Consider the following 16,212-nt stretch of genomic DNA (forward strand, 5'->3'; position numbering starts at 1 on the left):
CCCTTTTAGTGTGTGTCACAGTGAATGAGTTTAATGTCGAGAATCCCGTTGATCGAGCGGAGCTTGACCATGATGTCGTTAGGAATATCATCCTGGACGGCAATGGCCATGATGTTGTTGCCCGTCGTCGTCATGCGGCCGACCTGCATGCCCATGATGTTGATATGAGCCTGGCCGAGGATGGTCGAAATCTGACCGATCATATTCGGCTGGTCGACGTGGGGTACGAGGAGCAAGTAGCCTTCCGGTTTAAAGTCGACGCGGTATTCATCGATCTGAACGATTTTCGCTTCCGTCCCATTGAACAGGACGCCGACAATGGCGTGTTCGCCTTTATTGGTCCGAACGCGGACAGTAACTGAGTTTACAAAGTAGTTGTTGGACTGACTGTTGATTTCCTTAACGGCAATGTGGCGCGTCTTAGCCACTTCAGAAGCGTTGACGTAATTGACCGATTCCTGCAGGATGGGATTTAAAGCCCCTTTAAGAACGGCCGTCGTCAAGAGGCGCGTTTCCGTATCGGCCAGTTCGCCCGTATATTCGACTTCGATTTCCTTCATGGGTGCATCGGCCAAATATACGCCTAAATTCCCCATCCGTTCCATGAGGTCGAAATAAGGATGGATAACGTTGTAGACATGAGGCGGAACGGGAGCCATATTGACAGCCGTAGCAACGGGTTCGCCCTTCAAGGCTTCCATGACGCCTTCGGCAACGTCAACGGAAACACCGATCTGTGCTTCTACGGTCGAAGCGCCGAGATGCGGCGTGATGACGACATTATCCATGCCAACGAAGGGATTGATATCCGTCGTAAGCGGTTCCGTCGGAAATACGTCGATGGCAGCGCCGGCTACGTGGCCGCTCTTCAAGGCATCGGCCAGGGCATTGATGTCGAGGACGGCACCGCGCGAGACGTTGATGACCCGCACGCCATCTTTCATCTTGGCAATTTCATCCTTACCGATAAGGCCTGTCGTTTCCTTGGTCAGCGGCGTGTGCATCGTAATGTAGTCCGACCGTTCGAGAAGGGTATCTAAATCGACGGGTTCAACGCCGAGTTGTTTAAACCGTTCTTCGGGAATATACGGGTCATAGCCGATGGTCTTCATTTCCATGGCCTGCATCCGTTTTGCAATCCGCGAACCGATGCGGCCGACGCCGATGATGCCGAGAGTCTTATTCTGGAGCTGAATGCCAGTAAAGGTCTTGCGGTCCCAGTTGCCGGCCATCAGGGAATTATGAGCCTGAGGAATGTGGCGGGTAATGGCCATAATCATGGCGCAGGTGTGTTCCGTCGCCGCTAACGTATTCGACGTCGGCGTATTGACGACGACAATGCCGCGAGCCGTAGCGCTCTTCAAGTCGATGCTGTCGACACCGACACCGGCACGGCCGACGACTTTCAGTTTCGTTGCGGCGGCGATGACCTTTTCCGTAACGTGGGTCATCGAGCGGGTAATGAGGCCGTCGTATTCGCCAATGCAGGCAATGAGGCCGTCTTCATCAAGATTTTTCTTAACGTCGACTTCGTAACCATTTTCACGAAGGAGCTCTACGCCCTTCATCGATACGTCATCGCTGACTAAAATTTTCATTTTCGTATCCCCCTATAGATCCTATTCCTTATATACAATATTAATGCTTTTTATGGAAATCTTTCATGAAATCCGCCAAGGCCCGGCAGCCTTCTTCCGTAACGGCATTATACAGAGAAGCTCGGCAGCCGCCGATGGAGCGGTGCCCTTTGATGCCGATGAGATCCTGTTCGGCTGCGGCTGCGACGAACTGAGCTTCCAGTTCCGGAGTCGGCAGGTTGAAGGTGACGTTCATCAGGCTGCGTGAATCTTTCGCGGCATGGCCCCGATAAAAGCCGTTGCTTTCATCGATGGCGTCATAGACGAGGGCTGCTTTTTCCTGATTGCGCTTCGCCATGGCCGAGAGGCCGCCGTTACGATCAAGCCAGTGAGCGACTTTATTGACGAAGTAAACATTGAACACCGGCGGTGTATTATACGTTGAATCATGATCGACGTAGGTCTTATACTGCATCATGACCGGCAAGTCGCGGCAGACTTTTTTCAAGAGATCATCTTTGATGATGGCTACGACGACGCCGGCAGGACCGACATTTTTCTGAACACCGGCATAGATGAAATCAAACTGCTTGATATCGACGGGACGGCTGAGAAAGTCGCTGGACATATCGCAGAACAAAGGCACGTCGAAGGAGGGAAAACTCTTCCACTGCGTCCCGTGAATCGTGTTGTTCGACGTCATATAGACGTAGTCCGTATCCGCTTTTACGGCGAAGCTGTCCGCTTTGGGAATGTAAGAAAATCCCTCAGCCTTACTCGAAGCGACTTCATAGGTTTCGCCGAAAAAGGACGCCGCTTCCATAGCCTTATTGGACCAGACGCCGGTATTCAAATACCCGCCGCGATTTTTCAGGAAATTGGCTGCATGCATGGTAAACTGCATACTGCCGCCGCCTTGGATAAAGACGATATGATAATCATCCGGAACGACCAAGAGCTTCTTCAGCATGGCCACCGTATCATCCTGCATAGCTTGATAGGCGGCACTGCGATGACTGATTTCAACGATACTCATACCGGTTCCATTGAAATCGAGAAATTCATCTTGCACTTCTTTCAGTACTTCCAAAGGCATTGCCGATGGACCGGCATTGAAATTGTACACTCTTTTCATGTTTCTCCCCCTCTTGTGCAGCGAAGACCGCAGGGAAAGTCTTCTGCTATAAAAAAAACTCCCGTCCCATCAAAGGGACGAGAGTTGTATTCCCGCGTTGCCACCCAACTTGCCTTTCGGCCAACTTGTACCGCTGTATCGGGCGTACCCGTCAAATTCATCATTTGCAGCTCCGGAGCGGAACGCCTTACAGCCATACTGCCTCGCACCGACCGGCAGCTCTCTGAAAAGACCCGTAATTTGCTTCTCTTTCATCGCTTTCTGTAAAATTATGTATATTATAAACATAATGTCCCAGTCTGTCAATACTGGCTTTAGTAAAAAAACATTTACGCCCTTTACAGACTGCATTCTCATTCAGGCAGGGGAGTTTTGTTATGCAAAGTCCGGAGGTTACCTTTACTCATGCTGTATTCAGGCGATGCCAAGTCCCAATCAGGATCACTGCCCGGGACACCTTCAATTCCCATAAGGTCGGTCATAAGGTTATAAATCAAGTCATTGGTCCAATAGCTTTCACGATGGTTTTGTAAACTCTGCACCGTTTGCGGCCGTTCTGCCTGAAAAGACGGACTTAGGATCATGAACAACGGAATATGGCTCATCGTCGCAGTGAATTTGCTAGCTTCATGACCATAGTTTTTCTCTACGTCTTCCCCATGGTCCGAAAAATAGACAAAGCCTTTGAAGTTCGGATTGTCCTTCAGCTTGTCATAAAGTGTCTGTAAAACATAATCATTGTATCGGGCCGCATCATCATAGGCATCAACCGATTTTGATTCGCCGCTGTAATGTTTCCATTCTACAGGATAGCGATCAGTATATGCACCGTGATTCCCCATGAGATGAATAACGATTAAGGCATTCTTCACATCACGGCTGTCAGGAAGCGCATCTACCAAATCTTCATCGTAGTGGTCGGACCGTAAATCATGGGTCCCAGCCCGTTCATTCATCCAAATCTGATGAGTTGCCGTACTGGCCATTTCAGCAACAGGCGTATCCCATGCACCATATTTCCGCTGATTACTGATCCAATATGTATCATATCCTGCCGCTTTAGCGATTTCTATTAGTGAATAAGCTTTTTCCAACGAAATATCATTATATTGATTTTTTTCACTCAGGGCATAAGTCAGGACGGGAACTGTATGCGTGTGGTTGGAATAGGCATTCCGGAAAAGGATAGCTCCCGGTTGACGGGATACTTCCATCAGCCATGGCGTCGTATCACGATCATAGCCATATGCCTGCATATGATCCCGCGTTTCAGACTCACCAATAACCAGAATAAATACCCCACCCGCAGATTCAATATGCAGCCCATTCAATTGCTGTAACCGGTATGCTCGCTGCGCTTTTGCCTTGCCGTATGCTTTATACTGCTGTAGAGAATCCGTTGTCTCCCTGGCAATGCGCACCGGTAAATAATCCGTCCCTTTGACAATGGTATGACTGCTGACTCCCAAGATGAAAATTGACAATAAAACAGCCGTCTTCTTGGGAAAAGAAAGGATAGGAACGGCTAAGCGATGTAAAAAATATGTCGTCCCACCGAGAACAAAAACAAGAATTACGAGGGTTCCCACCCAACTGACCAAGTTTTGACTTTTTAAATACGCCAGCGATTCACTGCCATTCGTTTGAAATAAAGTCAATACAATCGTTGCTGACAATACACGACCGCTAACGGCATAATATCCCCAAATAACAAGAGGCATCAACAACGCTAAAACTAAACAAAAATAAAGTATTCCATTGCTAAGACGTCGCATCACCGTCAATGCTAGATGCCGACTGAGATATAGTAAATCGGTCAAAAAAAGAAAGACCATGGACCCTAACAAATAAGCAGCTATAATTTCAGCTCTCTCAACATGCTGTCCGACAAAAATCGGTACGAATGCCGAGGATAGGAAAATCCCTGTATAAAAGATAAAGGCAATAATGTATCCTTTTGTGTAGTTCCAAAGGGTCATACTCAATGCAGCCGTTATTCCACTAAAAAGTAACCGTGACTTAAATACAAAAGAAGATACTGACAATGTTGACATTTGAATCAGCAGACCAAAGAAAACAAAAAGAAAAACACAGGAAATACCTTGATAAAGGTATTTCCTGTGTTGCTGTAAACACAAAAACCGCTGCATAATCGACGCTCCTTCATCAGTAAATTTTACGTAATAAATACGAAAATTTTCCGTAATAATTCGTATTTATTATACCATAAAATCGACAGACAAAGAAATCATCTACCCATGGGATAAAAAGAGACGATGAGCCCTCCCACTTACCTTAACTGCATTTACTCCAGCCGCAGTTCTTGCAGGTATTGCAGCCACCTTCGAAGGTCAAGGGTTCGCCGCACTGCGGGCAAAGGATGCTTTCAGCCGTGACTTTCTTTTCAGCTCTCGGGCGGACCGGAGCTTTTTTCACCGGTGGGGTATGACCGCTGGCGACGGATTCCGTCTGCTGCAGTTCCTGCTGGACTTCATCGAACATGTCGAGGAGGGCATTGCCGACGGCCATGGGGCAGCACGAGCCGCGGCTGGTATCACCGCGCGTCACCCGGCGGACCGAATAGGACGGGCAGTTCCCCGTCGAATTGAGCTGATCGACGATAGTATAGATATCGATGCCGGCACGGGCGCTGATAGAAATCATACGCGACAGGCCGATCATGAAGTTATTGCAGCCGCCCGTAGATCCCTTACTCAAATACGTTTCAAGCAGAGCCCCGGTCTGGGGATCAAAGAAGGCCATGCAGTGCAGGCTGCCGCAGCCCGTAATGAGCTTGCGCTTCTTGCCGATGACGTTGTCGTCGATGCTGACGATTTCACCGCGTTCGAGGCCTTCGCCGGCCGTCGGTACCGGTTTTTCTTCTTCATGCGTCGTCAGGATGCCGGCCCGTTTGCAGCCGTCACGGAATAAGGTCAGGCCCTTGCAGCCGTTTTCATAGGCCAAGAGGTAGAGGTTTTCCGTATCTTCGACGGTGAAGCTGTTGGGTACATTGACTGTCGAACTGATGGACGCATCGATGTGACGCTGCCAAGCAGCCTGCATGGCGACGCGTTCGCGGTAGTCGAGGGTCAAGGCCGTGACGAAGTAATCCGGCAATTCACCGTCATCTTTCAGCTTACGGGCCTTCATATACCGTTCCACGATAGGCGTATAGACTTTGTAGTACACGTCCGTCCCGTGAAGGGATTCAGTTTTTCTTTCGTAGAAATTGGCGTAAATCGGTTCAATCCCGCCGGAAATGCCGAGCATCGTCGACAAGGTTCCCGTCGGCGCGATGGTGAGCAACTGGGAATTGCGCAGGCCGTATTCCTTTACCTTTTCAGCCGTTGCATCCGTCGTATTGGCTTTAAAATACGGTGTGCTCATGATTTCATCGATATGGCATTTAGCAAAGGCACCCCGTTCGTGTGCCAGATCCGCCGAAGCGGCAATGGCCGTATCCGCCATGGCAAAGCCGATATCATGGCAGAAATCAACGGCATCCTTACTGCCGTAGGTCAGTCCCATCTGAATGAGCATGTCACCAAGGCCCATGATACCGAGGCCGATCTGGCGCCAAGCCGTAACGCTTTCCCGCTGTTCTTCCAAGGGATGGAGGGGAAGGCCTTCTTCAAGAACGTCATTTAAAGCGCGAACGGCGATGACGACGCAGCGCTTGAATTCGTCAAAGTCAAAGGAAGCATTCGGCGTAAAGGGGGATGTTACGAAGTTTGCCAAGTTGAGGCTGCCGAGGAGGCATGAACCACCGGCCGGCAAGGGTTCTTCCGCACAGGGATTGACACCGGCAAAGGAGAATTCCGGCGTATTGGCCAAGAGGTTCCACGACTTGATGCGGTCCCAAAAGAGGGCTCCCGGTTCGGCATAATCCCAGTTCGTTTCAGCAACGAGACGGAATACATCAGCTGCGTTGACCAAGCTTTCGATGACCTGCCCCGTTTCTTTACGGGTGAAGTGCAGGCGGAACTGCTTATGCTCCTTGACGGCTTCCATGAATTCATCGCTAAGGCGAATAGAAATATTGGCCTTCGTAACTTTATCAAGGTCCGTTTTAAGCTTAATGAAATCCAGCACGTCCGGGTGAGCACAGTCGATGGAAATCATCAGTGCGCCGCGGCGCCCGTTCTGGCCGATAAGTTCCGTAACCAGCGAATAGAGAGTCATAAAGGAAATGGAACCGCTCGTTTCTTTAGCCGCGTTGTTGATGCGGGCGCCTTTCGGACTGAGCTGAGAAATATCGATGCCGCATCCGCCGCCGTAGCTATAGGTACGCGCCAGTTTCCCGGCCCGGTCGAAGATGCTTTCAATACTGTCTTCCGGCGGTGTCATGACGTAACAATTGGATAAGGTTATCTTTTTGCCTTCGCATTCCAGTCCGCGGTTTGCCAAGATACGGCCGCCAAAGAGAAACTTTTTTTCTTTGATCAAATCAGCCACTTCACTGTCGCCGCCGCTGATTCGTTCAAGCCAGTGGTCGAAAGTTTCGCCATCATCACAGTATTTATTCTTCCAAATATCGAGTCCCAGCTGATTGTCACTGCCGAGCCATTCTTGTTCGTTCATTCCATTTCCTCCTCCAACAATGTATCGTAGACATACAACCGCCATCTACCATATCTAGTAGATGGCGGAAATGTACTATACTAATAATAGTCGGGTATCGAAAAATAGTCAAGTATCGGAAATGCATAGATCCAGACATTTTTTAGACTGAATCGGCATCCTCTTCTAAGAATTGGCTCAAAACACGCATATATTCACTTTGGTCGGTCTCAATGCCAACGGCATGAGGAGATCCTTCAAAAATATGAATTTCCTTCTTAGGACTCGTACAGTTGTCATATAAACTTCTGGCAGTCTTCACCGGAACCAATTCATCCTCACTGCCGTGAAGAAAAAGTACCGGGACTTTCATCCGTTTTACAGCCTGGGCCGGTTCCAGGGACGACACCATTTTATGAGTATGGTAGAACATGGCCGCCTGGAAGAAGGGATCGAGAAGGTTATACCCCCAAATAGCCCGTTTATCACCGACGGCCTGCCATAATTTTTCCCGTCCGAGGGCGATGATATTGCCATAGGCACTATCGGCAACGACGAAAGATAAATCCTGACCGTATTCACTGCCGGCGTACAACAAGGCCATCGAGGCGCCAAGGGAAATACCGTGCAGGCCGATGGTCATCTGCGGATCGCGGTTTTGCAGCCACTGACACCACATCAGTAAGTCATCGACTTCGCTTATCCCCCATTCGGTGTGGTCACCTTCACTTTCACCATGGCCCCGCAAATCGATGAGCAGAATGTTATAACCCAGGCGGCGGTATTCATCCATGTAGGGCAGACACATTGTTCTATTTTGGTACAAACCATGGATGAGGATAACCGTCTTGTGTGAGTCGCGGCGATTTTCAATATAGGTCCCGCGCAGGATTTTTCCGTCCGGCGCATTGACCCGGACCGGTTCCCAATCCCGTTCCCGTTCCCATTGACGGATCGTCGAAACGTCGCGGCTGTGATTTTCAATCCCCAGTATCTGATCCCACGGTGCATCGTAAAATTCTTCGTAGGCCATATTGCCGATATACATGCCGACACCGGCGACGAGAACGGCCAGACAAATAAAGATGAGGGAGAGTCGTTTAAAAAAGTGTTTCATCGTGACTGCTTACAACTTCCTATCCCGGCTGGATTCTACTTTTTCCTGCATGGCCGAAAGAGGGGTGCCGCCGGCCGCTTCAATAGCGGCAATGACAGCGCCTTCGATAAAAGGGCAATCCAAGAGACGGATTTTCCGATCGTCCATGCTTTCGGCCACCATTTCAGCCGTCATGACTGCGCTGCCCATATCCATGATCAAGGCTACCCCATCCCCTTGATCTGCCGCTTCAACGGCAGCACTGATTTTTTCAAAACTCGTACCGAGACTACCGTCTTCGAGGCCTCCGGCAGCCTTGACCGGCGCATCCGGTGCCATCATAAGGGCAAGTTCCGCCGCCCCTTCGGCAGCTTTCTGACTATGTGAAACCAATACGACTCCTACCATTTTCTTCAACTCCTATATCTTATGCCATTTCTGCCAAGACCTGCAGCAAATAAAAAGCCGATGTCGCCCCCGGGTCTTGATGGCCTACACTGCGTTCGCCTAAATAGCTGGCCCGCCCTTTCGTAGCAATAATGGTCTTGGTATATTCTACCCCTTTTTCAGCAGCTGACGCCGCATCGGCCAAAGCTTCCTTTAACGATTTGCCGGCAGCGACATCGTCCTGCAAGGCTTTTAAGGCCGGGCACAAGGCATCGAGCATCGTCTTTTCGCCTTCTGTCGCCTTGCCGCGCATCTTAATACCGTCTACAGCAGCCTCCATCGCTTTGACAAAGGCCGGGCCATCGAGTTCCGTCAAGCCCTTGCAGGCCATACCGGCTTTCATGAAGGCCGTTCCATAGAGCGGCCCCGAAGCGCCGCCGACCGTCGACACGAGCTGCATACCCACGCCTTTAAGAAGAGAACCGATATCACCGTCACGCAAAGACGGCAGTTTCTTTTCTACGGCTGCAAAGCCTCGTGCCATATTGATTCCATGATCTCCATCGCCAATTTCATTGTCGAGCTGGGTCAAAAAGTCTTTTTCTGCTTCAATCTTCTTAGCCATTCCTTCAATGATGGCCGCCATCTGCTTCGTATCCAACGAAATCATCCCCTTTTATTTTTTCCAAGCCAGTGTATCTGCCGGTGCGTCATAGAGGGCTTTCATGTCATCGTCCAAGCGCAGGAGCGTCAAGGAAAATCCTGCCATTTCAATGGAGGTCATGTAGTTGCCAACCATCGTGTCATAGACATGGACGCCCTGCTCTTTGAGATAGTCCTGCACAAAATTATTGACGATATACAGTTCCATGAGCGGAGTGCCGCCCATGCCATTGACCATAACGACGACATCCCTGCCTTTATAGTCGAGGTCGGATAAAATTTCATCGATGAGCATCTTGGCGATTTCATTAGCCGGACGCAGTTTTTCCCGATGAGTCCCCGGTTCGCCGTGAATGCCGATCCCGATTTCCATTTCGTCATCGGCTAGTTCAAACCCCGGTTTCCCCGCTGCCGGGACAGTACACGGCTCGATAGCCATGCCCATGGAGCGGACGTTGGCAACGACCTTTTCGGCAACGCCTTTTACGTCTGCCAGCGATGCCCCCTGTTCCGCCTTGGCGCCGGCAAGCTTATGGACGAAAACGGTACCGGCTACACCGCGGCGACCCGTGGTATACAGACTGTCACGAACGGCGACGTCATCATTGACAACGACATAGTCTGCCTTGATGCCTTCATCGGCGGCCATTTCAACGGCCATTTCAAAATTCATGATATCACCGGTATAGTTTTTAACGATACAGAGGACGCCTTGCTCCGTGGCCACCGCTTTAATACCTTCCAGTACCTGGTCCGGTGTAGGCGACGTAAATACCGTACCGGCAACGGCACCATCGAGCATCCCCGCTCCGACATAACCGGCATGGGCCGGTTCATGACCGCTTCCGCCGCCGCTGACCAAGGCAACCTTGCCTTCTTTTTTATTGGCTCTCACGACAATCGTACCGTAATCGAGTTTGCGCAGCATCTTCGGTGCCGATTTGACCAAACCCTGAATCATTTCGGCTTCGACACTATCGACATCATTTAAAATCTTTTTCATCACAACCCCTTCTTTCTGAATATATAGCAAAACGTATGTTTTTTTCTTAAGTATAGCATAAATAAAGGGGAAATCAATAAAAAAAGACTGCCGCAAAGCGGCAGCCTCTGGTCCCTTATTTCGTCAATTCCCGCAGAATAACGCGATCCTGTCGGTCCGTTTCCTTCAATTGAACGGCCACGTCTTCTCTACGTGACGTCGGTACATTTTTGCCGACGTAATCGGCCCGGATTGGGAGTTCTCGATGCCCTCTGTCGACGAGGACGGCAAGCTCGATGAACTGCGGACGCCCCAATTCCATGATGGCGTTTAAGGCCGACCGGACTGTCCGACCGGTAAACAAGACGTCATCGACGAGAACGACGGTCTTGCCGTCAGCATCGAACTTACTGGCATCGGTAATAGCAATGGGACTCTTGCGGCCATCGTCACGGTAGGCCGAAATATCCAGATCGTAGACCGGGACCGTTCGCCCTTCGATGGCCGTCAGTTCCTGCCCCAGTCGCTTGGCTAAAGGAACTCCTCGGGTATGGATGCCGACCAGGATCGTACTGTCGAGACCTTTATTATGTTCAATGATTTCATGAGCAATACGGCGAATGGCCCGCCCCATCGCTTTTTCATCCATGAGCAGTGTCTTTTCTTTCCACATACTGTCACTCCTTCTGTTCGGCCCGCTTCAGGCATTCGAGAAAATCGTCCGGCGCCGGGGCTTCAAAGTGCATCAACTGTTTCGTGACAGGATGAACTAAGTCGAGCGAATGGGAATGAAGTGCCTGCCCGTCAATGGGAAAATCATCTTTCTTATACCCATATAAGGGGTCATTTACGACGGGATGATGGATATAGGCCATATGAACGCGAATTTGATGAGTCCGCCCCGTCTCCAGTTTACATTCCACCCAGGTATAGTCACCGTAACGTTTGAGGACCCGGAAATGAGTAACAGCCTCGCGGCCGCCCTTAAAGGTCACCGCCATCCGTATGCGGTCCTTCGGATGTCTGCCGATAGGAGCATCGATAACGCCCTTTTCTTCGGAAATATTGCCATGGACCAAGGCCCAGTAGGTTCGGTGCGCCGAATGGGCCTTGATCTGCACAGCAAGACCTTTATGAGCCTCGTCAGTCTTAGCCGCGACCATGACTCCTGACGTATCCTTGTCCAAACGATGAACGATGCCCGGCCGGATGACGCCATTGATGCCGGACAGTTCCCCCTGACAGTGGTAGAGCAGGGCATTGACCAATGTCCCGTCAAAATTTCCGGCTGCCGGATGAACGACCATGCCTCGTGCCTTATTGACGACGATGATGTCCTTATCCTCATAAACGACATCGAGGGGGATATTCTCAGGCTCCACATTATATTCTTCCTGTACGTCTAACTGAGCGCAGACGACGTCGCCTTCACTCAAACGATAATTAGACTTTGCCTGCTTATCATTTACAACAACGTCTTCACCTTGGATGAGCTGCTGCGCATAGCTTCGCGAAACATCGAGGGCTGCCGCCAAATAGACATCGAGGCGTTTTCCCTTCTCTTCTGCTGTAATAACAAATTCTTTATGTTCCATTTTTCAACCTCATTTATCCGACAGATGCGTCCAACTATACCATAACAATAAAGCCACACCGACGACGATGCCGATGTCGGCTACATTAAACACCGGCCAGATTCTAAAATCAAAGAAATCCGTCACGGCACCGGCAAAGGTCCGGTCGACAGCGTTGCCCAAAGCTCCTCCTAGAAGCAGTCCGGTTCCGCCGGAAACTACAGGATGTTTCGGCATTTTCTTTCGAAAAATACCGTATAAAAGGAATAAAATAAGGGCAATAATTAAAAAAAGCCACTGTTGATGTTCTAAAATACCAAAAGCAGCGCCTTTATTCAAAATATAAGTAATATGAAAAAATCCCGGAATAACCGGAATGGATTCATGAAGGGCCATTTCCTGCTGCACAACAAACTTCGTGAGTTGGTCGACAAAGGCGACGGCCAAGGCAATGCCTAATACATACAAGGTAAATTCCTCCTACTATGTAACTTACAGTCACTTTATTTTAGCATAGGACAAGGATACAATTCAATAAAAAAAGAGACATGCCAATACATGTCTCTTTTCTTATTGAATTGCCCTGGCAATTATTCAGCAGAAATTGCGCCGGTAGGACAAGCGGATTCACAAGCGCCGCAATCGATGCAGGAATCAGTTACAACGTATTTCGTTTCGCCTTCTTCGATAGCGCCCGTAGGACAGGTGCTAGCGCAAGCGCCGCATTTTACGCATTCGTCGGAAATAACATGCATATTTTTCACCTCCCAACATCAATTTTCGGGGTAACCCCCGTCGTCTGTTCCATTATTGCACGAATCCAAAAACTTGTCAATGAATACCGAAAGGGTGAAGATATAGGTATTTCCTAGCTTTTTGGCATAACACAAAATATTTTTCTCAAAATTTATTCAAAATCATAGTTCATCGTCATTATTGCACCCATAGAAAAAAGCCGGCGAGGGGGGCCGGCTTTTTCTTATTGCAAGATATCATCGGGGGAAGACAATATCTCAGCAGTTGAAGAAATAAGATAAGGGGTGTTCGAGGGGTGTAATGAACAGACTTAAATCTCCAACATCTCGTAGATGATCTCTTCTACACTTACTATCATAACAGGTTCTCGGAAAAAGTAAATGCCTAAACATTAAAAAGAGATTAAATTGTTGTGACTTTTTTGTGATAATGTCCAGGTGAGCGATACAAAAAAGACATAAGCCGATGGTACAAAAGAGAGAGGATATACGTTATAATAGAAAGTATATAAGTAAACGGGGTGTAAAACTACTTTTGATCGGAGGTTTTTATATGCCTGGAAACACAAGTATTTTGATCGTTGAAGACGAAAAACCAATCGCTCGGTTCATCCAAATGGAACTGGAGCACGAAGGCTATGACTGCGGGATTGAGTATAACGGCGCCGCCGCCTTAGACCGCATTTGCCAGGAACGCTTCGATCTCATACTCCTCGACATCATGCTCCCCGACATCGACGGACTGAGCATCTGTAAACGAACGAGGGAGTTATCGAATGTTCCGATTATGATGTTATCGGCAAGGGATGATATCGAAACTAAGGTCTACAGCCTGGACAGCGGGGCCAACGATTACCTGACGAAACCCTTTAACAGCAAAGAGCTCTTTGCCCGTATCCGGGCCCTTCTGAGAGAACGTCGCCAGCTTGAAAATCAAGAACGATATCTCCATCTCCGTGAAATGACGGTATTTGTCGACCGCCATGAAGCCGTCATCGGCCCTCGGAAAATCCGCTTCTCGAAGACAGAATTCGAGCTTCTCGTCTATCTAATCGTGAATAAAAATATCGTCTTATCGCGGTCGCGTATTCTGGAAGAAGTCTGGGGATACGGCTTTGCCGGTGATACGAACATCGTCGACGTCTATATCCGTTATCTTCGCGGCAAACTCGGTCCTGACTACCGCAACTATATCCGTACAGTTCGGGGAGTCGGCTATGTGGCAGAAGATTAATCGCTGGCTTATCCGACAAGTTCTTATCGCACCACTGCCCATCTTTGCCAAGATGGTCCTGCTCTACTCCGCCATCGTCTTCTTCATCCTGCTGACAGTATCCGTCGCCACTCTTACCAGCATTCATTATATTATGAACAACGCCTTGCGCGATCAACTGATGGATAATGCCGAAGCAGCCGTGCACTATTTAGATACGTATGGAAAAGTCGATACGACCATCTTCGTCCAAGCCAATCTACCGCCACAGATGAATTTACAAATCTATGACGGTGCCGGCCATCTTATCATCGACAATGGGCCGACTCACGCCGTTCGAAAACTCAGCGACCGTTATATCGACGACGCTATCAGTACGCCTGAAGAAAACCCCTTGCCTACGAAGGTCCAAGGGAATGAAGCTTCAGAATTCTCCTATTACCGTCTTTGGACAAATAAACAGGGAATGAATTATTACCTCCGTTTTTCACAGCGGCCGGATAAAGAAACGAACTTCATCTCCCTCCTGTCCAAACAGCTGTTAGCCTCCATCCTCATCAGCCTCATTCTAACCATCGTCACCGGCATGTACTTCATGAGAAAATCATTGGCACCGTTAAAGGTCATCAATGACACCGTAAAGACCATCGAAGTCAACCGCCTCGACAACCGAATTGCCCTATCGGACAATAAAAATGAACTCCACGACTTAGCCGTAACCATCAATCAGGCCCTAGACCGAATCGAATACGGCTACAAGAAGCAGCAGCAGTTTATCAGCGACGCCTCTCATGAACTTCGGACACCCATTACGGTCATCGCCGGTTATGCCGATCTCCTCGACCGCTGGGGAAAAGAAGATCCGGCCGTCCTCAACGAAGGCCTTACCGCCATAAAATCCGAAACGGATTATATGAAGCAGCTTACGGAACGACTGCTCTTTTTCGCCCGTTCCAATAACGGCACTCTTATCAAACACTTTACGGAAATCGACACGGCCCAGCTGCTGCAAGAAGTTTACAGCGAAATCACCCTTATCGATAAGGAACACGACATTCGCCTTACCGATAACGATAAGGCCGTCATCATCGCCGAACCGGGAAGTGTCAAACAGATGCTCCGCATTTTTATCGACAATGCCATAAAATACACACCTGCCGGTAAACAAATTACCTTATCCTGCCAAGCTGATGAAAAAGAAGTAATCTATCGCATTGCCGATACGGGCATCGGTATCCCGGAAAAGGATTTAAACCGCGTATTTGAACGTTTCTACCGCGTCGATTCATCGCGAACCAAAGCTACGGGCGGATCGGGTTTAGGACTGTCTATCGCCCAATACATTGCGAAGGCCAACAAGGCTGAAATAACCTTGAAAAGCAAGGTACATGAAGGCACGACGGTTTCGGTCATCTTCCCGTTAAAGAATGGCGATAAAAACCTTGGCAGTGATAGTGAAGAAGCGACACGAAAGCTGTCTTAAGGAAGGAAAACAACTTTATACGAAAGATTTACTGCCATCAGATGCTAGGCTGATGGCAGTTTTTATGTTTGGGAATGATGTTCTGGGAGCAGGGTAATTTAAAGGAAAGAAAGAATTTTTAAAGGTAGAGGAGCCTGATGAAGGATGACTGCTCGCCTTCGGCATCCATCGGTAAAGAAGCCTCATAGGTAAGAATAACTGGAACTAGTTGCCTGCGGCTTTCTGATTAAGGGCTGCCACCTAGTTCCGATAGCGGCAGTCTTGTCGCTTACAGCATCCGGTCACAAAGTCGCACACATCGTTCTGATAACGGCAGTCTCGTCGTCTTCGACATCCGTCGTAATTTTTATTTCATTGTTTACATACAAAAAGAAGCACTAGCATTTGCTAGTGCTTCTTAGCTTAATCAGCGGCTTCCTATCCTCCCAAGGGGCCTCCCCCCAAGTACTTTCGGCGTTTGCGGCCTTAACTGCTGTGTTCGGCATGGGAACAGGTGGATCCCCGCAGCTATCGCCACTGAATATGTTTCAGGATTCGTATCCTGACAACTGCATAAAAATGTTTGTCTTAACGTTTTATCTTTCACATCATTCTGAGTCCTTATGACTAGTCGCTTTACAGCTTCCAGTCTGAGATTTATATCTGTTTCCAGATTCCCTTACCCACTCCGAAGTTTTACTTCGGAGTAAGCGACTCACGAAGGTTTATGCGTCCCTTCGGTCCTTTAAACCTGGTTCGCTGCTTAAGTCAAGTCCTCGGTCTATTAGTACCGGTCCGCTCCATACAT

At 49.0% G+C, this 16,212-nt stretch carries 14 protein-coding genes and 1 rRNA gene; 2 read left to right on the forward strand and 13 right to left on the reverse strand.

Going from position 1 to position 16,212, the window contains the following annotated elements; genetic code table 11:
• Positions 1-5: 5 nt before the first annotated feature.
• The 12 genes from serA to UCI88_RS09380 all read right to left on the reverse strand — a co-directional run bounded on the left by serA (position 6) and on the right by UCI88_RS09380 (position 12,729).
• Positions 6-1,598, reverse strand: coding sequence for a phosphoglycerate dehydrogenase (gene serA, locus UCI88_RS09325; protein ID WP_065359696.1), 1,593 nt, complete (start codon positions 1,596-1,598; stop codon positions 6-8).
• 40 nt (positions 1,599-1,638) lie between these two features.
• Complete coding sequence (gene serC / locus UCI88_RS09330) at positions 1,639-2,712, reverse strand: 3-phosphoserine/phosphohydroxythreonine transaminase (protein WP_256179933.1); 1,074 nt, start codon at positions 2,710-2,712, stop codon at positions 1,639-1,641.
• A gap of 353 nt (positions 2,713-3,065) precedes the next feature.
• Positions 3,066-4,862: a phosphoethanolamine transferase gene (locus tag UCI88_RS09335; RefSeq protein ID WP_256179934.1), complete on the reverse strand. Its 1,797-nt coding sequence runs from the start codon at positions 4,860-4,862 to the stop codon at positions 3,066-3,068.
• 145 nt (positions 4,863-5,007) lie between these two features.
• A complete protein-coding gene (locus tag UCI88_RS09340) occupies positions 5,008-7,293 on the reverse strand; it encodes an adenosylcobalamin-dependent ribonucleoside-diphosphate reductase (protein WP_044503284.1) in 2,286 nt (761 codons plus the stop codon).
• Positions 7,294-7,435: 142 nt separating this feature from the next.
• Complete coding sequence (locus UCI88_RS09345) at positions 7,436-8,389, reverse strand: alpha/beta hydrolase (protein WP_256179937.1); 954 nt, start codon at positions 8,387-8,389, stop codon at positions 7,436-7,438.
• Positions 8,390-8,398: 9 nt separating this feature from the next.
• Positions 8,399-8,776: a dihydroxyacetone kinase phosphoryl donor subunit DhaM gene (dhaM, locus tag UCI88_RS09350; RefSeq protein ID WP_065359698.1), complete on the reverse strand. Its 378-nt coding sequence runs from the start codon at positions 8,774-8,776 to the stop codon at positions 8,399-8,401.
• 19 nt (positions 8,777-8,795) lie between these two features.
• On the reverse strand, positions 8,796-9,416 hold the full coding sequence (dhaL, locus tag UCI88_RS09355) for a dihydroxyacetone kinase subunit DhaL (protein WP_256179938.1): 621 nt from the start codon (positions 9,414-9,416) through the stop codon (positions 8,796-8,798).
• A gap of 15 nt (positions 9,417-9,431) precedes the next feature.
• Entirely contained in the window at positions 9,432-10,421 is a 990-nt protein-coding gene (gene dhaK / locus UCI88_RS09360; protein ID WP_225068890.1) for a dihydroxyacetone kinase subunit DhaK, read from the reverse strand.
• Positions 10,422-10,536: 115 nt separating this feature from the next.
• Positions 10,537-11,073, reverse strand: coding sequence for a bifunctional pyr operon transcriptional regulator/uracil phosphoribosyltransferase PyrR (pyrR, locus tag UCI88_RS09365; protein WP_044503289.1), 537 nt, complete (start codon positions 11,071-11,073; stop codon positions 10,537-10,539).
• A gap of 4 nt (positions 11,074-11,077) precedes the next feature.
• Positions 11,078-11,995: an RluA family pseudouridine synthase gene (locus UCI88_RS09370; RefSeq protein WP_256179939.1), complete on the reverse strand. Its 918-nt coding sequence runs from the start codon at positions 11,993-11,995 to the stop codon at positions 11,078-11,080.
• Positions 11,996-12,004: 9 nt separating this feature from the next.
• Positions 12,005-12,442, reverse strand: coding sequence for a signal peptidase II (gene lspA / locus UCI88_RS09375; protein ID WP_044503291.1), 438 nt, complete (start codon positions 12,440-12,442; stop codon positions 12,005-12,007).
• Positions 12,443-12,564: 122 nt separating this feature from the next.
• On the reverse strand, positions 12,565-12,729 hold the full coding sequence (locus UCI88_RS09380; protein ID WP_014015850.1) for a DUF362 domain-containing protein: 165 nt from the start codon (positions 12,727-12,729) through the stop codon (positions 12,565-12,567).
• 553 nt (positions 12,730-13,282) lie between these two features.
• Between UCI88_RS09380 and UCI88_RS09385 the strand changes: the two genes are divergently transcribed.
• Positions 13,283-13,963 carry a response regulator transcription factor gene (locus UCI88_RS09385; RefSeq protein ID WP_044503292.1) on the forward strand — a complete coding sequence of 227 codons (681 nt, stop codon included), beginning with the start codon at positions 13,283-13,285 and terminating at the stop codon, positions 13,961-13,963.
• On the forward strand, positions 13,947-15,425 hold the full coding sequence (locus UCI88_RS09390) for a sensor histidine kinase (RefSeq protein WP_256179940.1): 1,479 nt from the start codon (positions 13,947-13,949) through the stop codon (positions 15,423-15,425). The genes UCI88_RS09385 and UCI88_RS09390 overlap by 17 nt, the downstream gene beginning before the upstream one ends.
• A 404-nt stretch (positions 15,426-15,829) precedes the next feature.
• On the opposite strand, the gene rrf is transcribed toward UCI88_RS09390, so the two are convergent.
• Positions 15,830-15,946: ribosomal RNA gene (gene rrf, locus UCI88_RS09395) — 5S ribosomal RNA — on the reverse strand.
• Positions 15,947-16,212: the final 266 nt, after the last annotated feature.

The sequence above is a fragment of the Megasphaera massiliensis genome (genome assembly GCF_036305205.1).
GTDB lineage: Bacteria > Bacillota > Negativicutes > Veillonellales > Megasphaeraceae > Megasphaera > Megasphaera massiliensis.

Excerpts from the sequence above, each read along its gene's own strand:
- serA (WP_065359696.1), bottom strand. The coding sequence starts at position 1,598 with ATGAAAATTTTAGTCAGCGATGACGTATCGATGAAGGGCGTAGAGCTC.
- serC (WP_256179933.1), bottom strand. The coding sequence starts at position 2,712 with ATGAAAAGAGTGTACAATTTCAATGCCGGTCCATCGGCAATGCCTTTG.
- UCI88_RS09335 (WP_256179934.1), bottom strand. The coding sequence starts at position 4,862 with ATGCAGCGGTTTTTGTGTTTACAGCAACACAGGAAATACCTTTATCAA.
- UCI88_RS09340 (WP_044503284.1), bottom strand. The coding sequence starts at position 7,293 with ATGAACGAACAAGAATGGCTCGGCAGTGACAATCAGCTGGGACTCGAT.
- UCI88_RS09345 (WP_256179937.1), bottom strand. The coding sequence starts at position 8,389 with ATGAAACACTTTTTTAAACGACTCTCCCTCATCTTTATTTGTCTGGCC.
- dhaM (WP_065359698.1), bottom strand. The coding sequence starts at position 8,776 with ATGGTAGGAGTCGTATTGGTTTCACATAGTCAGAAAGCTGCCGAAGGG.
- dhaK (WP_225068890.1), bottom strand. The coding sequence starts at position 10,421 with ATGAAAAAGATTTTAAATGATGTCGATAGTGTCGAAGCCGAAATGATT.
- pyrR (WP_044503289.1), bottom strand. The coding sequence starts at position 11,073 with ATGTGGAAAGAAAAGACACTGCTCATGGATGAAAAAGCGATGGGGCGG.
- UCI88_RS09370 (WP_256179939.1), bottom strand. The coding sequence starts at position 11,995 with ATGGAACATAAAGAATTTGTTATTACAGCAGAAGAGAAGGGAAAACGC.
- UCI88_RS09380 (WP_014015850.1), bottom strand. The coding sequence starts at position 12,729 with ATGCATGTTATTTCCGACGAATGCGTAAAATGCGGCGCTTGCGCTAGC.
- UCI88_RS09385 (WP_044503292.1), top strand. The coding sequence starts at position 13,283 with ATGCCTGGAAACACAAGTATTTTGATCGTTGAAGACGAAAAACCAATC.
- UCI88_RS09390 (WP_256179940.1), top strand. The coding sequence starts at position 13,947 with ATGTGGCAGAAGATTAATCGCTGGCTTATCCGACAAGTTCTTATCGCA.